The sequence below is a fragment of the Mameliella sp. CS4 genome (assembly GCF_019392335.1).
Taxonomy (GTDB): domain Bacteria; phylum Pseudomonadota; class Alphaproteobacteria; order Rhodobacterales; family Rhodobacteraceae; genus Antarctobacter.
On sequence record NZ_JAHXRQ010000017.1, the window covers coordinates 49,697 to 72,510 of the forward strand.

Below are 22,814 nucleotides of genomic sequence, written 5' to 3' on the forward strand. Positions count from 1 at the left end.
AAAAGGGCAAAAACCCGCTGTGGCGCGCGATGTCGCAACCACGGGGCCTAGTGACGGTTGCTTGCGCCTGAGCTATGACGTCTGTGTGCATCATACCCGAAACGGACCAACCGGATTCGAGCCCATGAAACGTTATTCCGCCTTTGCCATTGCCCGAGAAGCCCTGTCCGGACACAAGACCTGGGAGCGGGCCTGGCGCAATGCGCAGCCCAAAAGCCACTATGACGTGGTTATCGTGGGCGCCGGCGGGCACGGGTTGGCGACGGCCTATTACCTGGGCAAGAACTTTGGCATCACCAATGTCGCGGTGATCGAGAAGGGCTGGCTGGGCGGCGGCAACACCGGGCGCAACACCACGATCATCCGCTCGAACTACCTGCAGGATCCGTCCGCCGCGATCTATGAAAAGGCGCGCAGCCTCTACGAGACGCTGAGCCAGGAGTTGAACTATAACGTCATGTTCAGCCCGCGCGGCGTCATGATGCTGGCCCAGACCGAGCACGAGGTGCGCGGCTATTTGCGCACCGCCCATGCCAATGCCCTGCAGGGGGTCGAGACGCGCTTTATCACCCCGCGCGAGGTCAAGGAGATCGTGCCGATCATCAACCTCGACGGGCCGCGCTATCCCGTGCTGGGCGCGCTCTGGCAGGAACGCGCCGGCACCGCGCGCCACGACGCCGTGGCCTGGGGCTATGCCCGCGCCTGTTCGGCGATGGGCATGGATATCATCCAGAAATGCGAGGTCACCGGCGTTCTGCAGGAGGCGGGCCGCGTCAGTGGCGTGCAGACCACCAAGGGCGACATCTCCTGCGAGAAGCTGGGAATCGTCGTGGCCGGGCATTCAGGCGACTTCGCCGCCAAGGCGGGCTTTCGCCTGCCGATCGAATCCGTGCCGCTGCAGGCGCTGGTGTCAGAGCCGATCAAGCCGGTCATGGATTGCGTCGTCATGGCCAACACCGTGCATGGCTACATGAGCCAGTCCGACAAGGGCGAGATGGTGATCGGCGGCGGCACCGACGGGCACAACGCCTATACCCAGCGCGGCAGTTTCCACCACATCGAGGAAACCGTGCGCGCCCTGGTCGAGACTTTTCCGATGGTCTCGCGGCTCAAGATGCTGCGGCAGTGGGGCGGGATCGTGGATGTCACCGGCGACCGCTCTCCGATCCTGTCGAAAACCCCGCTGGAGGGCTGTTTCATCAATGCCGGCTGGGGCACGGGCGGGTTCAAGGCGATCCCCGGTTCCGGCTGGGGCTTTGCGGAACTGATGGCGCGGGGAGAGTCGTCTTTGTGCGAAGAGTTCTCCATGTGGCGCTTCGGTGAGGGGAAATTCATTGATGAGTCAGTGGCGGCGGGGGTGGCGCATTGATGAATGAAGATGCCCCGATATTGCTACGCGCACCTATTTGGTTTGCAGTTGGCATATTGTTCCTTTTTACAGTCGTACCGTTCTTTGCTGAACTTTGGTTTCAACAAGTATCACCGTTCGCCCGGTCCGGAAGTATTGTGGTAATTTGTTCTTTGCTGTCTTTTGGAACAGTTACGACGCATCTCATGGAAAGAGGTCAGCGGACACCTTTCGGTGGTCACAATAACTCGGAAAATACGCCATATCATAAACGCAGGTTGAAGCGAATTTTCCGGTTGGATGCTTTGGTAGCAATTGTAGGTACTCTTCAATGGGGTTGGGGCGATCTACTGTCGAACAAGATTCTACATTGTGGTGAATGGAAATGCTGACCCTCGAATGCCCCTATTGCGGCGTCCAGGCCGATGAAACCGAACTGCACGCGGGCGGCGAGGCGCATCTGACGCGCTTCGGCCCCGGTTCCTCGGACGCGGACTTCGAGGCCTACCTCTTCATGCGCGAAAACCCCAAGGGCGTGCATTTCGAACGCTGGCGCCACGTCAACGGCTGCGGCAAGTGGTTCCACGCCGCGCGCTGCACCATGACGCTGGAGGTCTTCGGCACCTATCCCGCCCAGACCGCCGAACCGCCGAAAAAGATCCGCGACGCGATCACCGCCAAGCGCCCCGGCTGGACGTGGAGAGAGCTGTCCTGATGTTTCTTCTCTCTGAAAATACTCACCTTTCCAACCGCCAACACAGCGGGGAGGCCTGAGACATGAGCACCCGTCTCGCCACAGGCGGCCGCCTGGTCGACCGCAGCAGCGACATCCGGTTCACCTTCAACGGCAAGAGCTTTCGTGGCCACGAGGGCGATACGCTGGCCTCGGCGCTCCTGGCCAATGACCAGATGCTGGTGGGCCGCAGCTTCAAGTACCACCGTCCGCGTGGTGTGGTCGCCTCTGGCGCCGAGGAACCCAACGCGCTGGTGAACCTCGGGCGCGACACCACGCATGAGCCGAACCAGCGCGCCACCACGACGGAGCTGTTCAACGGGTTGCAGGCGACCTCGCAGAACCACTGGCCGTCGCTCGACTATGACATCGGCGCGCTGAACTGGCTGTTCGGGCGTTTCCTGACGGCGGGCTTCTACTACAAGACCTTCATCCACCCGCGTCCCTTCTGGAAACACATCTACGAACCTTTCATCCGCCAGTCGGCGGGGCTGGGCCGTGCGCCGGACCCGGAGACGCGCGATCCCGACACCTACGAGCATTTCTATGCTTTCGTCGATGTCGTGGTGATCGGCGGCGGCGTGGCGGGGCTGCAGGCGGCCAAGGCGGCGGCGGACTCCGGTGCCAAGGTGCTGGTCATGGAACAGACCGCCCATTGGGGCGGCCGGGCGCCGGTGGACGGCGGCACGATCGACGGCATGGCGCCCGGGGGCTGGGTGAACAAGACCGTCGAAGCCCTTGAAGGAATGGAGAATGTCGCGCTGCGGACCCGCAGCATGGGGGCGGGGGTCTATGACCACGGCTATGTGCTGGGCTATGAGCGTCTGACCGATCACGCGCCTTTCCTGAAAGGACCGCGTCACAGGCTGTGGCGCATCCGTGCCAGGCAGATCGTGACCGCCACCGGCGCAATCGAACGACCCCTGAGTTTTGCGGGCAACGACATTCCCGGCGTCATGCTGGCCTCTGCCGTGCGCGATTACCTGGTGAACTATGGAGTTATCGCGGGTCAGCGGACGGTGGTCGTGACCAACAACGACGACGCTTACCGCACGGCCATCGCCCTGAAACAGGCGGGGCTGCAGGTGCCGGCAGTGATCGACGCGCGCCAGATGGGCGGCGGCGCTCTGATGGAAGAGGCGAAATCGCTGGGCATCCGTGTCGAGACCGGCCGGGCCATCGCCAAGGTCAAGGGCGGCAAGCGTGTCACCGGCGTGGCGATCTGCGCGATGGCCGGCGGCGGTGCCATGCTGGAAGAGATCAAGTGCGATGCCGTGGCCATGTCGGGTGGCTGGTCGCCGGTGGTGCACCTCTGGTCCCATTGCGGTGGCAAGCTGACCTGGGACGAGGACCACGCCTTTTTCCGCCCCGATCCCGAACGCGCGCCGACCAGCCACGACGGTCTGCCTTTTGTCACCGTGACGGGCAGTGCCAATGGCGAAATGGACCTCAAGAGCGTTCTGGAAGATGCTGACAAGGCTGGGAAATCCTCCAGAAAGGCCGCCGGTGGAAAACCCCGCCGCTTTGCCCCGCCCAAGGGTGAGAGCGTAGAGGAAGTGCCGCTGCGTCCGGTCTGGCTGATGCCGGAAAACGCCTGGGACGATCTGCGCATGAAGGCCTGGCTGGACTACCAGAACGACGTCAAGGTTTCGGACGTGCAACTGGCCGCGCGCGAAGGCTATGAAAGCGTCGAACATACCAAGCGCTATACCACGCTGGGCATGGCCACGGATCAGGGAAAACTCAGCAACATCAACGGTCTGGCGACCCTTGCTGCGTCACTGGGTGAAGAGATCCCGCAGGTGGGCACCACCACCTTTCGCCCGCCCTACACACCGATCAGCATGGGGGCCATTGCCGGCGAGGCGCGGGGCGAGATATTCCAGCCGATCCGCAAGACACCGATCCACGCCTGGCACGAAAAACACGGCGCCGCCTGGGAGCCGGTCGGCCACTGGCGCCGTCCCTACTGCTATCCGCAACAGGGGGAGAGCAAGCACGACGCGGTCCACCGCGAGGTGTTGGCCACCCGCAATAGCCTTGGCCTGCTCGACGCCTCCACCCTTGGCAAGATCATCGTCAAGGGACCGGATGCGGGCCGTTTCCTCGACATGCTCTACACCAACATGATGAGCACGCTGAAACCGGGGCGCTGCCGCTATGGCCTGATGTGCACGGAAAACGGCTTTCTGACCGACGACGGTGTGGTGGCGCGGATCGACGAGGACACGTTCCTCTGCCACACCACCACCGGCGGCGCGGACCGCATCCATGCCCATATGGAGGAATGGCTGCAAACCGAATGGTGGGACTGGAAGGTCTATACCGCCAACGCGACAGAGCAATTCGCCCAGATTGCCGTGGTCGGCCCCAACGCGCGCAAGCTGCTGGAAAAGCTGGGGGGTATGGATGTCGGCAAGGACATGCTGCCCTTCATGGCCTGGGCCGATGGCACGCTGGCCGGTTTCCCGGTGCGGGTCTACCGGATCTCCTTCTCTGGCGAACTCAGCTACGAGATCGCCGTGCCCGCGAACCTCGGCCGCGCCTTCTGGGACAAAATCGTCGAGGCCGGGCAGGAGTGGAACATCACCCCCTACGGCACAGAGGCGCTGCACGTGATGCGGGCCGAGAAGGGCTTTATCATGATCGGGGACGAAACCGACGGCACGGTGATCCCGCAGGACCTGGGCCTGCATTGGGCGATCTCGAAGAAGAAAGAGGACTACCTGGGTAAGCGCGCGCAGACCCGCAGCCACATGGCCGATCCGAACCGATGGCAACTGGTGGGGCTGGAAACCGTTGACGGTTCGGTCCTGCCGGATGGGGCCTATGCCGTGGCGGCCGGCAAGAACGCCAACGGCCAGCGCAACACCCAAGGTAGGGTGACCTCGACCTACCATTCGCCGACGCTGGGCAAGGGGATCGCCATGGGCCTTGTCCATCACGGCCCCGACCGGATGGGAGAGATCATTCCCTTCATCAAGGACGATGGCGAAACCGTGGTCGAGGCGAAGATCGTCAGCCCGGTCTTCTTTGACCCCGAAGGAGAGAAGCAGAATGTCTGATCCGGTTCTGCCGCTCGGCGGCGCACATTACGAGGGTCTGGCGGACGTCCGCGAGACAGGGCCGCAGGGCATGATCGCCCTGCGCGGCGATCTGTCGGATGCTGGCCTGCAGGAGGCCGTGACTGGTCTGACCGGGGTTCCGATGCCCGATATGCGCGGCGCGCAGGTCATGGGGGAAAGCGGATTGCTCTGGATGTCGCCGGACGAACTCCTGGTGCTGGTACCTTACCGGCAGGCGGCGCGGGCGCGCGCACAACTGGCTGAGGCACTGCAGGGCCAGCACGCGCTGGTCGAAAATGTCTCGGACATGCGGGCGATGTTCCGGCTGCGCGGGACGCAGGTGCGCGACGTGCTGGCCAAGCTGGCACCGGTGGATTTTGCCCGCGATGCCCTGCCGGTGGGCGAATTGCGCCGCACCCGCTTTGCCCAGGTGGCGGCGGGCGTCTGGCTGAGCGACGACACCACGGCGCAGGTCTTCTGCTTCCGCTCGGTTGCGGAGTATATGTTCAACCTGCTCCGTACAGCCGCCGATCCCGACGCATTTGTCGGCTTTCATACCGGTTAAGCGCTGGGGACGGTTGCCTTGTCGGGCGGCTCTGCCGATAGTGCCGGGGCTGTTCGCCGCAACGGAGCCGTCATGCGCCGCCTCATCCTGTCGGGCCTTTTCTGGGCTGCCCTCTCCGGGGGCGCGGTGGCGGAAAAGATGGCCTATCATTGCCGGATCGACGGCACCTCGGAACGTCAGTGGATCCAGCCGGTGATCTTCATCGCGCTCGACCGGGCCATCGACCGGGTCGTGATCTCTGACGCCTCGATCCTGGGGGCCAACGACGGTGTTCCGGTCGAGGGGACGCTGGTCAGGGACAACAGCTCTCGGCTGACGGTCTCATGGGAGCTGGAGCTGCGGTCCACCGGGAACCGGCGTGTGCTGCTGGATTATCGCGCAACCTTCCTCAAGGCCAGCGGCAAGGTCAATGTGACCGCCCAACCCCGTGGGAAAGGTGCGCTTTTCAACAGGTCGGGGAGTTGTCTGGCGACAAAACTTTCTCCTTGAAGTCACCTTTGAGCGCCGAGGCAGGGTTGACCTTCGGCGGGAAGGGGGACACCTATTGGGCAATGAACCGCCACATCACGAAGGGGTGAACCATGTCTTTCGAACTTCCCGATCTTCCCTATGCACACGACGCTCTGGCCAGCCAGGGCATGAGCCAGGAAACGCTGGAATATCACCACGACATCCACCACAAGGCCTATGTCGACAACGGCAACAAGCTGATTTCCGGCACCGAGTGGGAAGGCAAGAGCCTCGAAGAGATCGTCAAGGGCACCTATGACGCGGGCGCCGTGGCGCAATCGGGCATCTTCAACAATGCCTCGCAGCACTGGAACCACACGCAGTTCTGGGAAATGATGGGCCCCGGCCCGAATTCCATGCCGTCCGAACTGGAAGCCGCGATCAAGGACAGCTTCGGCACCGTCGACGAGTTCAAGTCGCAGTTCGCCGCCGCGGGCGCGGGCCAGTTCGGCTCGGGCTGGTGCTGGCTGGTCAAGGACACCGACGGTGGCCTGAAGGTCACCAAGACCGAGAACGGCGTGAACCCGCTGTGCTTTGGTCAGACCGCCCTGCTGGGCTGCGACGTGTGGGAGCACTCCTACTACATCGACTTCCGCAACAAGCGTCCGGCCTACCTGACCAACTTCATGGACAACCTGGTGAACTGGGAAAACGTGGCCTCGCGCCTGTAATCCCATGTGCGGGGCCATTCACGCCCCGGCCAGATGCCAAGACGCCCTCGCAGGATGCTGCGGGGGCGTTTTTCGTGCGGGGCTAGGGAAGCCGATCCACCAGAACGGCGTTCAGGGTCGAGCCGCTGCGCCGCAGCTTGGCCAGGGCCTGAAACTCGGCGGAATTCCAGAAGTCCCGGGCGTGCTGGCGGTCCGGAAAAGCAATGACGAAGGCGGCGTCGGGCAGGGGATTGTCCCCCTCCATTGGCTCCGGCGCCCCGCCCCGGACAAGAAATGCGCCCGAGTGGGCGGCCACAACCTCCGGGATCTTGGCGAAATACTCTTCCATCCAGTCCCGACTGTGGATTTGCATCTGTCCGATGACGAAAGCCCCCATATCGCTGTTCTCCCGATTTGTTCACCTGACAGGCTAGGGGGGATCGGGCCCTGCGGCAATCCGCGCGTCGCCCGCGTCCCCGCGATTCACAAAAGCGCTAAGACATCCTATGATGCGGGTATCTTTGTCATTGGGCGCGGGTCCGTCCGGACCGTCGGCAATTTTTCGAGAGGTTGTTCACATCATGGATAAAGACAGGGCTTTCGCGGACCGCCCGCGGGGCAATCCGGTGAATTCGGGAACCCGACAGGCGAGGGGGCTACGATGCTGCGCAACCTGATCATTCAAGTGAACCAGACACAGCAATTCCTGTGGCGCACCTTGCCGGACGGGCGGCGGCAGGTGTCCTGGCGCGTCTGGCTTCTCATCTTTGTGACGCCCGTGCTGTTCTTGGCGGCGGCGGCTCTCTTTGCCTATGACAGCGTCAGTTTCGTCTCGCGCGCGGAGCGCACCACCGGAGAGGTTGTCCGCGTCTACGAATGGGAGGACTGGACGCCGTGGAAGGGCAGCCATACCGTCTATGGTCCCGTCTTTCGCTATGAGTTTCGCGAGGGCGACATGACCGAGGCCAGCCTGGGGCAGTCCTCTGCCAACTGGGGATTCGAGATCGGATCGCGGCAAGAGATCCTGTTCAACCCGCAGACCAAGGGCAATGTCAGACTGCCCGTGTTCGAACATCTCTGGGCGCTGCCTCTGACGATTTTCTACATCGGGCTGATCACCCTGATCCCGGCGCTGTTCGCGGCCTGGCGGGTGCGGCGCTGGCTGCGTGGCGGGACGGCTGGCTGAGACAGGGTCCGTTTCGACGCCGGGGGGCAGAGCAGCAACGCGCTTGCAGCCGGGCGCGCCGCTTTGTAGGGCAGGGGGACTGACCGGAGACGACCATGCCCCCCCAGACCCAAGGCATCCTCCTGATGATCGGCGCCTGTTCGATCTGGGGGCTTTCGCCGCTCTACTACAAGCTGCTGCTGCACGTCCCGCCGCTGGAACTGCTGGCGCATCGCACCTTCTGGTCGCTGGTGGTCTTTGCCGGGCTGCTGGCGGTGCAGGGCCGCCTGCGCGAGCTGCGCGGCGCGGTCGGTCGGCCAAGGCCCGCGCTGATCACCGCCGTCGCGGCGCTGATGATCACCGCCAACTGGTTCCTCTTCATTCTCTCGGTGCAGATCGGGCAGGTGCGCGAAACCTCGCTGGGCTATTACACCTTCCCGCTGGTTGCCGTGCTGCTGGGCGTCGTCGTCCTGCGCGAACGGCTGTCGGCGCTGCAATGGGTGGCGGTGGGCCTGGCCACGCTGGCGGTGGCGCAGCTGACCTGGGGACTGGGTACAGCACCCTGGATCGCGCTGATCCTGGCCACGACCTTTGGTATCTACGGCATTGTGAAAAAACGGCTTTCCGTCGGGCCGGTCGTGTCCGTCACCGGAGAGGTCCTGTTGCTGGCACCCTTTGCCCTGGGCTGGCTTCTGACGCTGGAAGCACAGGACAAGGCCATCTTTGGCGATGACCTCTATACCTCGGGCCTGCTGGTCTTTTCCGGCCTGCTGACGGCGCTGCCGCTGGTGCTGTTCTCGGCCGCGGCGCAGCGGGTCAACATGACGACGCTGGGGGTGCTGCAATACCTCAACCCGACGCTGCAGTTCATTTGCGCCGTGGTCATCTTCAAAGAGCCGCTCACCCCTTTCCACCTCATCGCCTTCGGCCTGATCTGGGCCGCGCTGGCGATCTACTCGGCCTCGGGCTTTGTTCAGGACAGGGCGCGGCGCAAGAGCGCCATGACTTCCTCGGCCGAACCGCCGCTCTGAACGAATTCGATCAGCGAGGGGTCGGCAAAACCGGTGTCGACCACATGTTGCATCAGCGCCTTGAGCGGCGCCCAATAGCCCGCCACGTCCAGCAGGATGATGGGTTTCGCATGCAGGCCCAGCTGACGCCATGTCAGCACCTCAAAGAACTCGTCCAGCGACCCGGCGCCGCCGGGCATGACCACCACCGCGTCGGCGTTCATCAGCATGACCTTCTTGCGCTCGTGCATGGTCTCGGTGATGACGAAACTGGTGAGATCGGTCTTGCCGACCTCCAGTCGCAAGAGGTGGGTGGGGATCACGCCGAATGTCTCGCCGCCCGCCGCCTGCGCCGCCCGCGCGATCAGCCCCATCAGGCCGACGTCGCCCGCGCCGTAGACCAGCCGCCAGCCCTCATGGGCCAGGGCCTCTCCCAGTGCGGTGGCCTCTGCCGCATAGTCGGGATTTCCCCCCTTGCGGGAGCCGCAGTAGACGCAGATGGACATGGTGGGCATTTCAGGCTCCAAGGCTTGTAGAAAAAACGACTTTTGACGCTTCGTAGCCTGTGGTTTATAAACGCTCAACCATCCTGTGGCCCCGCTGGGGGGCCGAGGCCGCAGGTGCTGTCATTCGGAAGGCTGCCATGAGCAAGATCGCACTCTACTTGGCCCTCGCCGGCGCAGGCACTGCCGGGGCGGTGACTGTCATGGTCGCCACCGGCATGATCGACCCGCCCTGGGGGACCACACCCGATGGGCCGGCCCCCGATCCCGTGGTCGCCGCGCCGGATGCACCGCCGGTTCCCAGCGCCGATGCACCCGACACGCCGCTGGCCTCGTCGACGGTGGCGCCGCCGCCGGCCGATCCGGTCAAGACCGACGATCCGGTGCCCGCACCCTCGGCCACGGTGGACAAGCCCGATCCCGCAACCCGCCCGGTCGAGACCGCCGATGCCCCTGATCCGGTGGACGCTGCGGAGCCGGTGGACGCTGATGAGCCTGTGGATCCGGTGGAGACCGTGGAGAAACCCGATCCGGTGACGCCGCCGGTCGAAACCGCAGATGTACCCGAACCGGCCGAGGACCCGGTGGCACCGATCCCGGCAGAGGGTGCCGAGGGACCGGCCACGGACATCTCGATTGCGGCGGTGGACCCCGATGGCCCCGCGCCGGACCGGCCCGAGCCGGACCAGACCGTGCCCGGCCCGGCCCCGGATGAAACCGTGGCCGCCGCGGCGCCCGTGGCAGAGGGGCCCGATCCCGACAGGCCCGACTCCGAGGCGCCGGAGGCCGCAGGCGCGCTCTTGCCGCTCTTCGATCCCGACGCGGCCCCGGTGCAGGAATTGCTGCTGGACGGGGACGAGGCGGTGATCCGGCCCAGCTTCGACGTGGTGCGCGCCGAGACCGACGGCTTCTCGCTGATCGCGGGGGGCGGTGAGCCGGGGGCGCTGGTCGAAGTGATCGTGAACGGCGAGCCGGTCGAAGAGCTCAAGATCGGCGGCGACGGCAAGTTCACGACTTTCCTCAACCTGCCGCCGGACCAGGGCGCGGTGATCACCCTGCGCCAGACCGCCAAGGAACGCACCGTTCTCTCCGAGGGAGAGGTGATCGTCGCGCCGCGCCAGGTGGCCGCCGCCGACCTGACGCCGGAACGGCAGCCGAAAAAACCGGTGGTGACAGGCCCGATCCTCGAGCAAAAACCCGATGCCGACGCGCCCGAGGGGCCCGAAAGCGATGGTCCGCTGGCCACCACTGGCCCCGATGCCGGTCCCGTCGATCCCGAGAGCCCGCCTGAGGTCCCGCGCGACCAGATCGCCCGCGTCGATCCGCAGCCCGTGGTGGGCAACGGCCCCGACCCGCTGGGCGCGCCCAAGTGGAACGGCGCCCCGCAGCGCGGCCCGTTGCCGGGCACTGACCCGGTGCCGTCCATCGCCGGTGCGCCGCTGCCTCCCGGTGGCCTGCCGGGCACACAGGCCCCGGTGGACAGCCAGGACCCGACCGCGCCCCGCGCCAGCGTGCGTGATCCGGCCAGCCCCGATGGCGCCGTGCCCGCCGCAGGGACCGCCGCTCCGCGTGCCGGGGACGATCCGGTGATCACCGCGCGCGCCGAACCGGACGTGGGTGACGCGCCTCCGACCGCGCTGCCGCCCGCCGTCCTTCTGTCCTCGCCGCGCGGGGTCGAGGCGCTGTCGACCGCGCCCATCGCACCGGGCGACGTGGCGCTCGACTCGATCAGCTATGACGACGAGGGGGACGTGCTGCTCTCAGGCCGGGGCAAGACCGCCGCCTTTGTGCGCATCTACCTGGACAATACGCCCGTCACCACCTCGCGCATCCGCGAGGATGGCCGCTGGCGGGTGCAACTGCCCGAGGTCGACCAGGGCACCTATGTCCTGCGCGTCGACCAGATCAACGAACGCGGCCAGGTCATCGCCCGTGTCGAAAGCCCCTTTCTGCGCGAAAGCGCCACGGTGCTGGAACGGGTGGTCTCCAAGGGGACCGGCCCGGTGCGCAGCGTGACGATTCAGCCGGGCAACACGCTTTGGGGCATTTCGCGCCAACGCTACGGTGACGGGATGCAATATGTCCGCATCTACGACGCCAACCGCGACCGTATTCGTGACCCCGACCTGATCTATCCCGGACAGATCTTCGACCTACCGCAGACACCGACCGACTGACGCGGTTTCCGCGCTGCCCGCCCTTGGCCGGGCGGGCAGGGGGCGCTGCCCCCTCGGCCTTTGGCCTCACCCCCGGAGGTATTTTCCTGCCCAAAGAAGCGGGCGACAGCGCGCCTGTTTCCCCGGGGCGCCCGATATCCATGCTGGCGGTGGCCGAAGGGAGACGGGGGCACGCCGAACGTATGCCTCGGACAAGACGCCCCCGGACCCGCGCAAGGCCGGGCGCCGCTTGCAGATCCGGGCGCCGCGGCCTAGGTGAAAGGGTCAAACAGGAAAACCGTTCATGCCTCCCGACACTTCTACCGACGCCCAGATCGCCCGCGACGAACGCCGTTCGGGATGGCGCACGATTCGCCGCGTCGGCCCCTATCTCTGGCCCGAGGGGCAGACCTGGGCCAAGCGCCGCGTCGTCATCGCGTTGGGATTCCTGGTTCTGGCCAAGCTTATCGCCGTCGGCACGCCCATCCTCTACAAGCAGGCGGTCGACACGCTGTCGGGCGATGTCTCGGACCTGATGCTGGGCGCGGTGGGGCTGACCCTGGCCTATGGCATGGCGCGGCTGATGACCGTGGGATTCCAGCAGCTGCGCGACGCGGTCTTTGCCAAGGTCGGCCAGCGCGCCCTGAGGCGGCTGGCGCTGGAGACCTTCACCCATATCCACCGGCTTTCGATGCGCTATCACATCACGCGCAAGACCGGGGGGCTCAGCCGCATCATCGAGCGGGGGGTGAAGGGGGTGGAGTTCCTGCTGCGCTTCCTGCTGTTTTCCATCGGCCCCCTGATGCTGGAGCTGATGCTGGTGGCGGGGGTGCTCTTTTATCTCTTCGACGTTTGGTACCTTGCCGTGGTGGTCGGGGTCGTCGCGCTTTACGTGGCCTTTACCTTCAAGGTGACGGAATGGCGGGTGAAACTGCGCCGCGAGATGAACAAGCAGGACACCGACGCCAATCAGAAGGCGATCGACAGCCTGCTGAACTTCGAGACGGTCAAGTATTTCGGCGCCGAGGCGCGCGAGGCCGCCCGCTATGACCGTGCCATGCAGGGCTACGAACAGGCGGCGATCAAGACGGCGACCTCGCTGGCGATGCTGAACACAGGCCAGTCGCTGATCATCACCTCGGGCCTGGTGGCCGTCATGGTCATGGCGGCTGTGGGCGTGCAGAACGGCGCGCTGACCGTGGGTGATTTCGTCATGGTCAACGCCTACATGATCCAGATCACCATGCCGCTCAACTTCCTTGGCACGGTCTACCGCGAGATCCGGCAAGCCCTGGTGGACATGGGCGAGATGTTCGAGCTGCTCGAACAGCCGCGTGAGGTTTCGGACAAGCCGGGCGCGCCGAAGCTGGCGGTGTCAGGCGGGGTGGTGGAATTTGCCGGAGTGCGGTTCGGCTATGATCCCACCCGCCCGATCCTCAAGGGCATCGACGTGAGGGTGGGCGCGGGCGAGAACGTGGCGCTGGTCGGCCCCTCTGGCTCTGGCAAGTCCACCATCGGACGGTTGCTGTTCCGTTTCTACGATGTCGAGGGCGGGGCGATCCGCATCGACGGGCAGGATCTGCGCGACGTGACCCAGGACAGCCTGCATGCCGCCATCGGCGTGGTGCCGCAGGACACGGTCCTGTTCAACGACACGATCCGATACAACATCGCCTATGGCCGGGACGGCGCCAGTGAGGAAGAGATCGTCGCCGCTGCAAAGGCGGCGCAGATCCACAGCTTCATCGAGAGCCTGCCCGAGGGATACGACACCCAGGTCGGTGAGCGGGGCCTGAAGTTGTCCGGGGGCGAGAAACAGCGCGTGGGGATTGCCCGCACCCTGCTCAAGGACCCGCCGATCCTGCTGCTGGACGAGGCGACCAGCGCATTGGACACCGAGACCGAGGCGAGCATCCAGGACGCCCTGCGCCGCGCGGGTGAGGGGCGCACGGTCATCACGATCGCGCACCGCCTGTCCACGATCGCCGACGCTGACCGGATCGTCGTCCTGCAGGATGGTGAAGTGGTCGAAACGGGCACGCATGATGCGCTTCTGACAAAGGGCGGGCGCTATGCCGCGCTCTGGGCGCGCCAGCAGGCCAGCGAGGACGAGGCGGCCTGAGGGTCAAGACGCGGCGCCGCGTCTTGCAAGCGTTTTCGAAAACGCTTGGGATCGCCTTGTCCAAGGCGATCCGAACGCGCTTGGAAGCGCGTTCTCTCTCACCCGGCGTCCAGCGCCCTTTGAACGCCCTCGAAGAACCCGCCCAGGTGTTCGCCGTCCACCAGCGCGTGATGCACCTGGATCCCCATCGCCATGCGCCAGCCGTCGCCTTCGGCCACGATCTTGCCCCAGGCCACCCGGGGGATGCAGTCCTGCGCGTTGGGCATGGCATTGTCCAGCGATGTGAAATCCAGCCAGGGCAGGCAGGACATGTAGGCCACGCCGTCCATCCCCTCGGAATTGCCGGCCAGCGTCGCGCGGTTGCGCGCCTCCTCGATGGCCGCCTTTGCACCCGTGTCGAACTGGTCGAAGTCGGGGTCGAAAGGCACGTAGGAAAAGTTGAACCCGCCATCCGGGCGCGGCACCGGGGTCGACAGCATCACCCTGTCATGCCGCACGACGCTGTCACCGCGAAACCGCATGCCCAGTTCCGGCACCCCGTGCAGCCCGCAGCCAATGGCATGCAGGCAGGCGCGGAACAGCGAGTGCCCCGCCGGTTTCCGCACCCTCATCAGATGTGTCGCGTCCATCCGCACGGTCACCGCGTAGTGCGGCTTTTCAAAGCTGCGAAACCAGCGGAACTGCGCTGTGCGCGGCCATGTCTCAAGGTCGACGGGGTGTTCGGCCATCTGGGAAACTCCGGTAAAGCCCGACCTGAATGCCGGTTTCAAACGCGTCTTGAAACTGTTTCAGGCCGCGCGGGGGCAATCCGGAGGGTGTCACTTGTTGCCTATCGGAAACAGGATGCTAGGGTCTCCGTCAAGCCATCATGAGAGGTATACTATGGTCGACCGAGTGGAACGCGCCGGGCTGAACGTCGACGAAGGACTGGCCAGCTTTATCGAAGAGCAGGCCCTGCCGGGCACGGGCATCGGGGCGGAAGGGTTCTGGCAGGCGCTGTCCGAACTCGCGCATGACTTTGGGCCGCGCAACCGCGCCTTGCTGGACAAGCGCGAGGCGCTGCAGAAACAGATCGACGACTGGCACAAGGCGCGTGCCAACCAGCCGCATGATCACGAGGCCTACAAGGCTTTCCTGGCGGAAATCGGCTACCTGCTGCCCGAAGGCGGCGACTTTGAGATCGAGACCGCCAACACCGACCCAGAGATCGCCACCGTGCCGGGCCCGCAGCTGGTGGTGCCGATCACCAATGCCCGCTATGCGCTCAACGCCGCCAATGCCCGCTGGGGCAGCCTTTATGACGGGCTTTACGGCACCGACGCGATGGGCTCGCTGCCGCCAAAAGGCGGCTACGAGAACGGCCGCGGCGCCCGCGTCATCGCCCGCGCCCGCGTCTTCCTGGACGAGGCTTTCCCGGTCGAGGGTGTCAGCCACGCCGACGCCCGCCGCTATCACGTCCAGAACGGCGCTTTGCTGGTCGATGACCACCCGCTGATCGACCCGTCGAAGTTCCGCGGCTACCGGGGCCACCCCAAGGCACCCGAGGCCGTCCTGCTGTGCAACAACGGGTTGCATGTCGAACTGGTCTTTGACCGCACCCATTTCATCGGCGCCCGCGATCAGGCGGGTCTGGCGGATGTGCGGTTGGAATCCGCCGTCTCGGCGATCATGGATTGCGAGGATTCCGTCGCCTGCGTCGATGGCGAGGACAAGACCCTGGCCTATGCGAACTGGCTGGGCCTGATGCAGGGCACGCTGTCGGAAACCTTTGAGAAGGGGGGCAAATCCGTCACCCGTAAACTGACCCCGGACCACGAGTTCACCGGCCCCGAGGGCGCACCTTTCACCGTCAAGGGCCGCGCTCTGATGCTGGTGCGCAACGTCGGCCACCTGATGACCAACCCGGCGATCCTGCTGCGCGATGGCTCTGAGATCTTCGAGGGGCTGATGGATGCGCTGATCACCGTGCTGATCGCGCGGCACGACCTGCAGCGGACGGAAGGGGGCCTGCGCAACTCGCACACCGGCTCGGTCTATGTCGTGAAACCCAAGATGCACGGACCGGATGAGGTCGCCTTTGCCGACGAGGTCTTTACCTTCGTCGAAAAGGCGCTGAACCTGCCGCAATACACTGTCAAGCTGGGCATCATGGACGAGGAGCGCCGGACCTCGGTCAACCTCAAGGAATGCATCCGGGCCGCGAAACACCGGGTCGCCTTCATCAACACGGGCTTCCTCGACCGAACCGGGGACGAAATCCACACCTCGATGGAGGCCGGCCCCTTCAGCCGCAAGGACTTCATCAAGCGCAAGGGCTGGATTGGCGCCTATGAGGCGCGCAACGTGGACATCGGGCTGGAATGTGGCCTGTCCGGCAAGGCGCAGATCGGCAAGGGCATGTGGGCCATGCCCGACAAGATGGCCGCCATGCTGGAGGCCAAGATCGAACACCCCAAGGCGGGGGCCAACTGTGCCTGGGTGCCGTCACCCACCGCCGCCACGCTGCATGCGCTGCATTACCACAAGGTCGATGTCTTTGCCGTGCAGAAGGCCCTGCGCGCCGGGGGCCGCCGCGCTCATGTGGACGCGGTGCTGGAAATCCCGCTGGCCACCTTCCGCAAGTGGCGCCCCGAACAGGTCCGCCGCGAGGTGGAAAACAACGCCCAGGGTATCCTCGGTTACGTCGTGCGCTGGATCGACGCCGGGGTCGGCTGTTCCAAGGTGCCCGACATCAACGATGTCGGCCTGATGGAAGACCGCGCCACCTGCCGCATCTCGGCCCAGCATATCGCCAACTGGCTGCACCACGGCGTGGTGTCGAGGGAAGAGGTGATGGAGATCATGAAGCGCATGGCCGAGGTGGTGGATGGCCAGAATGCCGGTGATCCGTCTTACCAGCCGATGGCGCCGGGGTTCGACGGCATCGCCTTCCAGGCGGCCTGCGACCTTGTTTTCGAGGGGCGGGTGCAACCCTCTGGCTACACCGAGCCAGTGCTGCACAAGCGGCGGCTGGAGCTGAAGGCGGCGGGCTGAAGTCCGCGCCATCGGTATGGATCGGGCGGGGGCATGCTGTCGGCGTGCCCTTTGCCCTTAATTCGTGTCCTTTATCCGTCGAGGTCACGCCCAAGGCATTGCCAGCAAGCCGATTGCTGACAGGCGAGATGTGGGTGCAAAGCGACCCTTCGCATGGATCACGGCAGTGTCTGCACGTCGGGGGCTGCTCCTACCGCCTTACTTTCCGACCCAGCCTGTATAGCTCTCGCCTTCGTCATTTTTGGCCGTGCAGGGGCTGCCGACCGTGCGCAACGGACCACTCAGAGGTGTGCGAAACGACTCGTTCACACACCGGTCACCCTTTTCGGTGACATGCAGGCAGGTGCCGGCGATCTGGACAAAGCCCGGCCCGCAGAAATCTGCGCATCCCGCTTCGAGGCAGGTCTGGGCTGTCGCCGGAACGGGCATCGCAGCGCCGGACGCCGCGAGCACCGCCAATGATAGAAATTTCCTGAACATGCAATTTCCTTTCGACGGGGACTGTCCCCTATAACGGACCCCGGGTGAGCGGGCCTCTCAAACTCTCAGCACTCAATTTCCGAAGCAAACGGAAGCGCTTAGCGCGACGAGCGCCTCACGAGGAACAGATTGCTTGCCCGGGTAATCCTGGTGGATAGCCTCCCACCTCCAGGTCGGTGAACCGCCACATTTGATGGTCAGGACGCCACCGAAGTCCCCGATTTTTCCCTCGCCTTTGAAATTGACAGTGCAAGAGCCATCGCCGTTGGATCTCACGTTATCGACCCACCAGCTCTGAGAGTAAACGCCTTCGAGGTTTTCGGTATAGGCCCCGCCTTCCCAGCATTCCGCGTTTGCTGCCGATGATGCTAAAGCCCCGATCAACAGGGCAGCTCTCAGTGTGAAGGTCATGACATCCGTTTCCAATTCTTTGTTTTGAACTAAACCAATATGCACCCACCAACAGCCGCGCATAGTCCGGTCTGGGCCGAAATTCCCCAAGCGGAATGCCGTCCATGCGACGGAGGCGTCCGGTTGCACACACAGAGTAATCCTGTTGTGTGCGTCTCATGACCGCCCTTTGGGAAGACGGTACAGGAAAGCGTGATGTATAGCGACTCCGTTCAGATCTGGGGCGGGAGGCTGTTCCAGCCTCCAGGCCCACTTCGGCGAATTGGCGGGAACGCGACCGACAGTGACCCGCCGCCAGCGCCGAAGAAGACGGGCCCCCGGCCGCTTGCCTGCGTGAGAGGCAGTGTGTGCGCCCTGTGTATGCCCGCAGGCTGTTCTGTGCGGGCGGACACTTTTCGCGCGGGTCCAGGTGGTCTACATATGGTCTGTTCATAAGGAGCAGACACATGGCGCGCCCCCTCGTCGGCATCATCGGCAACCAGTACCTGATCAACGATCAGTACCCGACCCACGCGGGTGGCACGATGAACTCCGAGGCCGTTTCCGAGGTGTCCCATTGCCTGCCGGTGGTGATCCCATCGGACCCGAGGTTGGTCAGCGTCGACGAATTGCTCGAATCCTTCGACGGGTTCGTTTTGACCGGCGGGCGCCCCAACGTCCACCCCGAGGAATACGGCGAGGAATGGACAGAGGCGCACGGCCAGCCCGACCGCAACCGCGATGCCATCACCCTGCCGCTGGTACGTGCCTGCGTTCAGCGCGGCCAGCCATTCTTGGGAATCTGCCGGGGCTTCCAGGAGGTCAACGTGGCAATGGGCGGCTCTTTGTATCCCGAAATCCGCGACTTGCCGGGCCGGATGAACCACCGGATGCCGCCCGATGGTACACTGGAAGAGAAATTCGCCCTGCGCCACAAGGTTTCGCTGACCGAAGGGGGACCCTTCCAACAGTTGTTCGGGTCCACCGAGGTGATGACCAACACGCTGCACGGGCAGGGGATCAAGACCGCCGGGTCGCGCATCGTGATCGACGGGTTTGCGCCCGACGGCACGCCCGAGGCGATCTACATCAAGGACGCTCCGGGTTTTACCCTGGCGGTGCAGTGGCATCCGGAATGGAACGCCGCCAGCGATCCGGTGTCGCGGCCGTTGTTCGAGGCTTTCGGTGCCGCCGTCCATGACTGGGCGAAAAAGGGCGCCGAGGGGCTGCGCGTCGCGGGCTGAGGCCCGGTCAACCACTGACAGGTCACGAAAAAGCCCCTGCCGGGACGACAGGGGCTGGAAATCGTTAAAAAATGCCCGAGAACAGTCTTACGGGTCTGTCCTATACTTTAGGGTATATTTCCCGATTTGCCTAGCCAATCTGGCATTGCCGTGGCGTCCCCCCGGAAAATCGGTTTTCCGCCGCTCCGGGGGCGGAAGGGCGCCCGACATGGGGCCGGGCGCGGGCGATCAGACGTAGAAATCAAAGGCCTCGTTCAGCGGCAGGTCCCGCACACGCTTGCCCGTCAGGTCAAAGAGCGCGTTGGCCAGCGCCGGTGCGGCAGGGGGTGTGCCGACCTCGCCGATCCCGTTCAACCGCTCCTGGTTTTCCAGGATCTGTACCTGCGTGCGCGGCATCTGCGCCATGCGCAGCGGCTCGTAATCCGGGAAGTTCTTCTGTTCCACGACGCCGCCCGCGAATGTCACCTCTTCGCCCATCGCGGCAGACAGGCCATAGGCCATCGCCCCGGTCAGCTGCGCCTCGATGATCGACGGGTCCAGTGCGACGCCCGGGTCGGCGGCGATCCAGGCATCGGTCAGCCGGATCAGGCCGTCCTCGTCGCGCACCTCGATCACCATCGCCGTGGGCGTGCCGAAACTGTAGACCATCGCCAGCCCACGCCCGACGCCGTCTTCGGTCTTGCCGGTCCAGCCGGACATGTCGCGCACCGCCTCCAGCGCGTAGAAGGCGGGCAGCCATTCGTCGCGCGTCAGCTTCAGCCGCATTTCCAGCGGATCGGCCCCGGCGGCATGTGCGAGTTCATCCATGAAACACTCGTGGAAGAACCCGTTGAAGCTGGCCCCGACAGAACGCCAGAACCCCAGCGGCGGCACGATCTCGGCCTTGTGGCCCGCGACGCGGTAGTTCGGAATGCCGTAGGGCTGGTTGTAGATGCCGTCGACGATGCCCTTGTCCGGACCGCCCGGCGCAAAGCCGACCCAACGCTGCAGCGCCTGTTCCGCGATCGAGGGCGAGGCGACCTTCGCATCGAAGGCCACCGGCGCGCCATCGGCCACGGCGCCCGTGATCCGCGCGATGGCAGGCGGGCGATAGTAGTCGTGGGTCATGTCCTCTTCGCGCGACCAGGTGACATTGACCGGCGTGCCGGGCATGGCCTTGGCGACCTTGGTGGCCACCACCGCGTAGTCGAATTCACCCCGGCGGCCAAAGCCGCCGCCCATCAGCGTCACGTTCACCTCGACCTCTTCGGGGTCGATCCCGGCCTCTGCGGCGCAGGCATCGCGCAGAAAGGTCGGCCCCTGGTTGCCGCACCAAAGCCGAAGGTGCTGACCGTCGAACCAGGCGGTGGCGTTCATCGGCTCCATCGTGGCATGGGCCAGGAAAGGCACGCGGTATTCGGCCTCGACCGAGGTCGCGCCCGAGGGCAGCCTTTCGGGATTGCCGTCGTCGCGCAGCACCGAATCCGGCTCGGCATCGAATGCCGCCTCGACCGCCGCCACCAGGGCCTCGGTGGTTTCGGGGTAGGGGGCGGGGTCCCATTCGACCTCGATGGCATCGACCGCCTGCTGGGCCAGCCAGGTGTTGGTGGCGATCACCGCCAGCCCGTCGCCCAGGTCGACCACCTTTTCGACACCGGGCATGCGACCGGCATCGAAGGCGTCATAACTTTTCATCCCGCCGCGCGTGGGCGATTGGCGTACCGCGGCAAAGCGCATTCCGGGCAGGCGGGTGTCGATGCCGAACTGTGCGGTCCCGGTGGACTTGCCCAGCATGTCGACCCGCGGCAGCGAAGTGCCCAGCAGCTTCCATTCGCTGCGCTCGCGCAGCTCGATCCGGGGCGGCTCGACCTCCGCCGCCTCGGCGGCAAGCTCGGTATAGGGGATCGCGGTGCCGTCCGGGGCGATCACGGCGCCGTTTTCCGTGCGCAACTCGACCACGCCGACGTTCAGCCGCTTGGCGGCGGCGGTCTTCAGCATCTCGCGGGCGGCGGCGCCGGTGACGCGCATCCGCTCGTACCCGTCCTTCATGGCCGTGGACCCGCCGGTGACCTGCATCGAGAACACCTTGCCCAGAACGCCCATCATCTCGCCCAGCGAATTCTGAAAGGCGGAGGCGTCATAACCTTTGTGCGTCTGGCCCTCGCCCATGAGGGCGCTGTTGTAATAGGCCTGCGCGGGCGGGCCGTGGATCACGCGCACATCCTCCCAGGCCAGGTCCATCTCCTCGGCGATCAGGGCGGCCCAAGTGGTCATGGTGCCCTGTCCCATCTCGGCGCGGGGGGCGACAAGGGTCACGCCCTCGCCGTCGATCAGGACAAAGGCGTTGAGGCTGGTCTCGCCTTCGGCGGGTTTCAGCGGGTTGGGGGCGGGGCGACTGACGTACCAGGCGCCAAAGGCGGCGCCCCCGGCGACGGCCACGGCGCCGAAGAGGAACGTGCGGCGGGCGATCTTTCCGATCCGGGACATGGCTCAGGCTCCTTGGGCGGCGGATTTGATGGCGGCGCGGATGCGCGGGTAGGTGCCGCAGCGGCAGAGGTTGCCGTTCATGGCCGCGTCGATGTCGTCATCCGTGGGGTTCGGGGTTTCCGCCAGCAGCGCGGCGGCCTGCATGATCTGGCCGGACTGGCAGTACCCGCATTGCGCCACCTGGTGATCCACCCAGGCCTGTTGCAGCCGGTGCAGGGCATCCGGCGTGCCCAGCCCCTCGATCGTCGTGACCTCGCCCCAGACATCGCCCACCGGCACCTGGCAGCTGCGCACCGCCTCGCCGTCGATATGCACCGTGCAGGCGCCGCAGGCCGCGACACCGCAGCCGAACTTGGTTCCGGTCAGGTTCAGCGCATCGCGCAGCGCCCAGAGCAGAGGCACCTCGTCGGGCAGGTCCACCTCATGCGAGGTGCCGTTGACGGTGAGCGTGGTGGCCATGTCGTCCTCCTGGTCGGTTTGTGACAAAATGGGAGAAATGTGTCAGGGTGTCAATTGACAGTTTTGCGTATTTTTGTCAGGACTGGTTTCATGATGGATGCACCGCAAGGCGATCAGGTCAAGCAAGAGGCGATCATGGCGGCCGCCATGGCGGTGATGTGCCAATATGGCTTCCGCCGTACCTCGATGGAGGACATAGCCCGCGCCGCTGGCATGTCCCGCCCTGCGCTCTACCAGCATTTCCGCAACAAGGAAGACATCGCCCGCCGCATGGTCGACGTCTATTTCGAGACCGCCGCAAAAGCCGTGGCCGAGGTGCTGGCGGAGGATGGCCCGGTTGCGGACCTGCTGGCGCGGGCCTTCGCGGCCAAGACCGGGCCGCTGCTCCGCGAGATGCTCGAAAGCCCGCATGGCGCCGACCTGCTTGACCTCAAGGACAGCCATGCCCGGGACGAGGTCGCGGCGGGCACCGTGCGCCTGACCGGCGTCTTCGCGGCCTGGCTGGCGCGGGAGGTCCAGAGGGGCAGGGTGGTGCTGGAGGGCACGCCCGAGGAGACGGCGGCGCTGATCCTTGGCGCGCTCGACGGCATCAAGCAGCCGCCGTTCGAACAGTTCGAAGCACAGCGCGCCCGGCTTGCGCGGTTGCTGGCGCGCGGTCTGACAGAGTGATGCTGGCGCACAGATCCCGATTATCGGGTCGTTTGCGCATGATTTCGGACGAACAAGGCGAATATCTTAGGGAAGCGCGTCCGCTCGGGGTAGTCTTGCCTTGCGGGTGGTCGTCCCGGCAGGCCTTTGGTTTGCTGTTCTGTTGCCCGTGTCGTACGCCCAAGTCATTGCGGGGATGAAACCCCCATGTCGTGCGATGCATTGCGCATCTTTCCAGGTTTCATCTGGTGGTGCGACTGCGAAGGA

General features: G+C 65.1%; 20 protein-coding genes. 13 read left to right on the top strand and 7 right to left on the bottom strand.

Annotated elements, in window-relative coordinates; translation table 11 throughout:
- Positions 1–124 precede the first annotated feature (124 nt).
- The 6 genes from KZZ07_RS18510 (at position 125) to KZZ07_RS18535 (ending at position 6,892) form a co-directional block, all read left to right on the top strand.
- Positions 125–1,369 (top strand): sarcosine oxidase subunit beta family protein, encoded by a 1,245-nt coding sequence (locus tag KZZ07_RS18510; protein WP_219516348.1) that lies wholly within the window; start codon positions 125–127, stop codon positions 1,367–1,369.
- Between the two features lie 364 nt (positions 1,370–1,733).
- On the top strand, positions 1,734–2,063 hold the full coding sequence (locus KZZ07_RS18515; RefSeq protein WP_219516349.1) for a sarcosine oxidase subunit delta: 330 nt from the start codon (positions 1,734–1,736) through the stop codon (positions 2,061–2,063).
- 62 nt (positions 2,064–2,125) lie between these two features.
- Positions 2,126–5,146, top strand: coding sequence for a sarcosine oxidase subunit alpha family protein (locus KZZ07_RS18520; protein WP_219516351.1), 3,021 nt, complete (start codon positions 2,126–2,128; stop codon positions 5,144–5,146).
- A complete protein-coding gene (locus KZZ07_RS18525) occupies positions 5,139–5,711 on the top strand; it encodes a sarcosine oxidase subunit gamma (protein ID WP_219516352.1) in 573 nt (190 codons plus the stop codon). Before KZZ07_RS18520 ends, KZZ07_RS18525 begins: the two co-directional genes overlap by 8 nt.
- A 72-nt stretch (positions 5,712–5,783) precedes the next feature.
- Positions 5,784–6,200, top strand: coding sequence for a hypothetical protein (locus KZZ07_RS18530; protein WP_219516353.1), 417 nt, complete (start codon positions 5,784–5,786; stop codon positions 6,198–6,200).
- A gap of 92 nt (positions 6,201–6,292) precedes the next feature.
- Entirely contained in the window at positions 6,293–6,892 is a 600-nt protein-coding gene (locus KZZ07_RS18535) for a superoxide dismutase (protein ID WP_219516354.1), read from the top strand.
- Between the two features lie 82 nt (positions 6,893–6,974).
- Here KZZ07_RS18535 and KZZ07_RS18540 read toward each other — a convergent pair whose 3' ends face one another.
- Positions 6,975–7,268, bottom strand: coding sequence for a DUF1330 domain-containing protein (locus tag KZZ07_RS18540; RefSeq protein WP_219516355.1), 294 nt, complete (start codon positions 7,266–7,268; stop codon positions 6,975–6,977).
- 264 nt (positions 7,269–7,532) lie between these two features.
- Between KZZ07_RS18540 and KZZ07_RS18545 the strand changes: the two genes are divergently transcribed.
- Both KZZ07_RS18545 and rarD read left to right on the top strand, forming a co-directional pair.
- Complete coding sequence (locus KZZ07_RS18545) at positions 7,533–8,057, top strand: DUF3592 domain-containing protein (RefSeq protein ID WP_219516356.1); 525 nt, start codon at positions 7,533–7,535, stop codon at positions 8,055–8,057.
- A gap of 95 nt (positions 8,058–8,152) precedes the next feature.
- Positions 8,153–9,067, top strand: coding sequence for an EamA family transporter RarD (rarD, locus tag KZZ07_RS18550; protein ID WP_219516357.1), 915 nt, complete (start codon positions 8,153–8,155; stop codon positions 9,065–9,067).
- Here rarD and KZZ07_RS18555 read toward each other — a convergent pair.
- Complete coding sequence (locus KZZ07_RS18555) at positions 9,010–9,561, bottom strand: LOG family protein (protein WP_219516358.1); 552 nt, start codon at positions 9,559–9,561, stop codon at positions 9,010–9,012. The two genes, rarD and KZZ07_RS18555, sit on opposite strands and share 58 nt — an antisense overlap.
- 128 nt (positions 9,562–9,689) lie before the next feature.
- On the opposite strand from KZZ07_RS18555, the gene KZZ07_RS28005 reads away from it, so the two are divergent.
- Both KZZ07_RS28005 and KZZ07_RS18565 read left to right on the top strand, forming a co-directional pair.
- Entirely contained in the window at positions 9,690–11,726 is a 2,037-nt protein-coding gene (locus KZZ07_RS28005) for a LysM peptidoglycan-binding domain-containing protein (RefSeq protein WP_219516359.1), read from the top strand.
- A gap of 283 nt (positions 11,727–12,009) precedes the next feature.
- Complete coding sequence (locus KZZ07_RS18565; protein ID WP_219516361.1) at positions 12,010–13,827, top strand: ABCB family ABC transporter ATP-binding protein/permease; 1,818 nt, start codon at positions 12,010–12,012, stop codon at positions 13,825–13,827.
- 98 nt (positions 13,828–13,925) lie between these two features.
- Here the strand turns inward: KZZ07_RS18565 and KZZ07_RS18570 are convergent, their stop codons facing one another.
- Positions 13,926–14,555 carry a chloramphenicol acetyltransferase gene (locus tag KZZ07_RS18570; RefSeq protein WP_219516362.1) on the bottom strand — a complete coding sequence of 210 codons (630 nt, stop codon included), beginning with the start codon at positions 14,553–14,555 and terminating at the stop codon, positions 13,926–13,928.
- A gap of 154 nt (positions 14,556–14,709) precedes the next feature.
- On the opposite strand from KZZ07_RS18570, the gene KZZ07_RS18575 reads away from it, so the two are divergent.
- On the top strand, positions 14,710–16,860 hold the full coding sequence (locus KZZ07_RS18575; RefSeq protein ID WP_219516363.1) for a malate synthase G: 2,151 nt from the start codon (positions 14,710–14,712) through the stop codon (positions 16,858–16,860).
- A gap of 198 nt (positions 16,861–17,058) precedes the next feature.
- Here KZZ07_RS18575 and KZZ07_RS18580 read toward each other — a convergent pair whose 3' ends face one another.
- Positions 17,059–17,340: a hypothetical protein gene (locus KZZ07_RS18580; RefSeq protein WP_219516364.1), complete on the bottom strand. Its 282-nt coding sequence runs from the start codon at positions 17,338–17,340 to the stop codon at positions 17,059–17,061.
- Between the two features lie 72 nt (positions 17,341–17,412).
- Positions 17,413–17,751: a hypothetical protein gene (locus tag KZZ07_RS18585; protein WP_219516365.1), complete on the bottom strand. Its 339-nt coding sequence runs from the start codon at positions 17,749–17,751 to the stop codon at positions 17,413–17,415.
- Between the two features lie 446 nt (positions 17,752–18,197).
- Between KZZ07_RS18585 and KZZ07_RS18590 the strand changes: the two genes are divergently transcribed.
- Positions 18,198–18,974 carry a gamma-glutamyl-gamma-aminobutyrate hydrolase family protein gene (locus tag KZZ07_RS18590; protein ID WP_219516366.1) on the top strand — a complete coding sequence of 259 codons (777 nt, stop codon included), beginning with the start codon at positions 18,198–18,200 and terminating at the stop codon, positions 18,972–18,974.
- A 228-nt stretch (positions 18,975–19,202) separates the two neighbouring features.
- On the opposite strand, the gene KZZ07_RS18595 is transcribed toward KZZ07_RS18590, so the two are convergent.
- Positions 19,203–21,440: a xanthine dehydrogenase family protein molybdopterin-binding subunit gene (locus tag KZZ07_RS18595; protein ID WP_219516367.1), complete on the bottom strand. Its 2,238-nt coding sequence runs from the start codon at positions 21,438–21,440 to the stop codon at positions 19,203–19,205.
- A gap of 3 nt (positions 21,441–21,443) precedes the next feature.
- Positions 21,444–21,899: a (2Fe-2S)-binding protein gene (locus KZZ07_RS18600; RefSeq protein WP_043146821.1), complete on the bottom strand. Its 456-nt coding sequence runs from the start codon at positions 21,897–21,899 to the stop codon at positions 21,444–21,446.
- Between the two features lie 90 nt (positions 21,900–21,989).
- Here KZZ07_RS18600 and KZZ07_RS18605 point away from each other — a divergent pair, with 90 nt between their 5' ends.
- Positions 21,990–22,568, top strand: coding sequence for a TetR/AcrR family transcriptional regulator (locus tag KZZ07_RS18605; RefSeq protein WP_219516368.1), 579 nt, complete (start codon positions 21,990–21,992; stop codon positions 22,566–22,568).
- The last annotated feature ends 246 nt before the right edge of the window (positions 22,569–22,814 follow it).

Coding starts and splice junctions, on each gene's coding strand:
- KZZ07_RS18510 (WP_219516348.1), top strand. CDS start 125: ATGAAACGTTATTCCGCCTTTGCCATTGCCCGAGAAGCCCTGTCCGGA.
- KZZ07_RS18570 (WP_219516362.1), bottom strand. CDS start 14,555: ATGGCCGAACACCCCGTCGACCTTGAGACATGGCCGCGCACAGCGCAG.
- KZZ07_RS18540 (WP_219516355.1), bottom strand. CDS start 7,268: ATGGGGGCTTTCGTCATCGGACAGATGCAAATCCACAGTCGGGACTGG.
- KZZ07_RS18515 (WP_219516349.1), top strand. CDS start 1,734: ATGCTGACCCTCGAATGCCCCTATTGCGGCGTCCAGGCCGATGAAACC.
- KZZ07_RS18535 (WP_219516354.1), top strand. CDS start 6,293: ATGTCTTTCGAACTTCCCGATCTTCCCTATGCACACGACGCTCTGGCC.
- KZZ07_RS28005 (WP_219516359.1), top strand. CDS start 9,690: ATGAGCAAGATCGCACTCTACTTGGCCCTCGCCGGCGCAGGCACTGCC.
- KZZ07_RS18545 (WP_219516356.1), top strand. CDS start 7,533: ATGCTGCGCAACCTGATCATTCAAGTGAACCAGACACAGCAATTCCTG.
- KZZ07_RS18595 (WP_219516367.1), bottom strand. CDS start 21,440: ATGTCCCGGATCGGAAAGATCGCCCGCCGCACGTTCCTCTTCGGCGCC.
- KZZ07_RS18555 (WP_219516358.1), bottom strand. CDS start 9,561: ATGCCCACCATGTCCATCTGCGTCTACTGCGGCTCCCGCAAGGGGGGA.
- KZZ07_RS18565 (WP_219516361.1), top strand. CDS start 12,010: ATGCCTCCCGACACTTCTACCGACGCCCAGATCGCCCGCGACGAACGC.
- KZZ07_RS18575 (WP_219516363.1), top strand. CDS start 14,710: ATGGTCGACCGAGTGGAACGCGCCGGGCTGAACGTCGACGAAGGACTG.
- KZZ07_RS18590 (WP_219516366.1), top strand. CDS start 18,198: ATGGCGCGCCCCCTCGTCGGCATCATCGGCAACCAGTACCTGATCAAC.
- KZZ07_RS18525 (WP_219516352.1), top strand. CDS start 5,139: ATGTCTGATCCGGTTCTGCCGCTCGGCGGCGCACATTACGAGGGTCTG.
- KZZ07_RS18520 (WP_219516351.1), top strand. CDS start 2,126: ATGAGCACCCGTCTCGCCACAGGCGGCCGCCTGGTCGACCGCAGCAGC.
- KZZ07_RS18585 (WP_219516365.1), bottom strand. CDS start 17,751: ATGACCTTCACACTGAGAGCTGCCCTGTTGATCGGGGCTTTAGCATCA.
- KZZ07_RS18580 (WP_219516364.1), bottom strand. CDS start 17,340: ATGTTCAGGAAATTTCTATCATTGGCGGTGCTCGCGGCGTCCGGCGCT.
- KZZ07_RS18600 (WP_043146821.1), bottom strand. CDS start 21,899: ATGGCCACCACGCTCACCGTCAACGGCACCTCGCATGAGGTGGACCTG.
- KZZ07_RS18530 (WP_219516353.1), top strand. CDS start 5,784: ATGCGCCGCCTCATCCTGTCGGGCCTTTTCTGGGCTGCCCTCTCCGGG.
- KZZ07_RS18605 (WP_219516368.1), top strand. CDS start 21,990: ATGATGGATGCACCGCAAGGCGATCAGGTCAAGCAAGAGGCGATCATG.
- rarD (WP_219516357.1), top strand. CDS start 8,153: ATGCCCCCCCAGACCCAAGGCATCCTCCTGATGATCGGCGCCTGTTCG.